This is a genomic window from Streptomyces sp. NPDC057697, assembly GCF_042799335.1.
In the GTDB taxonomy this organism is placed as follows: Bacteria; Actinomycetota; Actinomycetes; order Streptomycetales; family Streptomycetaceae; genus Streptomyces.
On record NZ_JBHVJA010000037.1, the window covers coordinates 1 to 1,336 of the forward strand.

The 1,336-nt window shown below is 56.7% G+C and carries 1 rRNA gene (cut by a window edge); it reads left to right on the forward strand.

Going from position 1 to position 1,336, the window contains the following annotated elements:
• The first annotated feature begins 50 nt into the window (after nucleotides 1-50).
• Nucleotides 51-1,336, forward strand: a 23S ribosomal RNA gene (locus ACFVFH_RS35720) (it continues 1,938 nt past the right edge of the window).

A 1,336-nucleotide genomic window follows, 5' to 3' on the forward strand; every position in this document is an offset into this window, starting at 1 on the left:
TGGGTGGCTGGTCGTTGTTTGAGAACTGCACAGTGGACGCGAGCATCTGTGGCCAAGTTTTTAAGGGCGCACGGTGGATGCCTTGGCACCAGGAACCGATGAAGGACGTGGGAGGCCACGATAGGCCCCGGGGAGCTGTCAACCGAGCTTTGATCCGGGGGTGTCCGAATGGGGAAACCCGGCAGTCGTCATGGGCTGTCACCCGCTGCTGAACACATAGGCAGTGTGGAGGGAACGAGGGGAAGTGAAACATCTCAGTACCCTCAGGAAGAGAAAACAACCGTGATTCCGGGAGTAGTGGCGAGCGAAACTGGATGAGGCCAAACCGTATGCGTGTGATACCCGGCAGGGGTTGCGCATGCGGGGTTGTGGGATCTCTCTTTTGCGGTCTGCCGGCCGTGAGACGAGTCAGAAACCGTTGATGTAGGCGAAGGACATGCGAAAGGTCCGGCGTAGAGGGTAAGACCCCCGTAGCTGAAACATTGACGGCTCGTTTGAGAGACACCCAAGTAGCACGGGGCCCGAGAAATCCCGTGTGAATCTGGCGGGACCACCCGTTAAGCCTAAATATTCCCTGGTGACCGATAGCGGATAGTACCGTGAGGGAATGGTGAAAAGTACCGCGGGAGCGGAGTGAAATAGTACCTGAAACCGTGTGCCTACAAGCCGTGGGAGCGTCGCTGTATGTGCTTGCACATGCAGTCGTGACTGCGTGCCTTTTGAAGAATGAGCCTGCGAGTTTGCGGTGTGTTGCGAGGTTAACCCGTGTGGGGAAGCCGTAGCGAAAGCGAGTCCGAATAGGGCGGTTGAGTAGCACGCTCAAGACCCGAAGCGGAGTGATCTAGCCATGGGCAGGTTGAAGCGGAGGTAAGACTTCGTGGAGGACCGAACCCACCAGGGTTGAAAACCTGGGGGATGACCTGTGGTTAGGGGTGAAAGGCCAATCAAACTCCGTGATAGCTGGTTCTCCCCGAAATGCATTTAGGTGCAGCGTCGTGTGTTTCTTGCCGGAGGTAGAGCACTGGATAGGCGATGGGCCCTACCGGGTTACTGACCTTAGCCAAACTCCGAATGCCGGTAAGTGAGAGCGCGGCAGTGAGACTGTGGGGGATAAGCTCCATGGTCGAGAGGGAAACAGCCCAGAGCATCGACTAAGGCCCCTAAGCGTACGCTAAGTGGGAAAGGATGTGGAGTCGCAGAGACAACCAGGAGGTTGGCTTAGAAGCAGCCACCCTTGAAAGAGTGCGTAATAGCTCACTGGTCAAGTGATTCCGCGCCGACAATGTAGCGGGGCTCAAGCGTACCGCCGAAGTCGTGTCATTCGTACATTGATCCT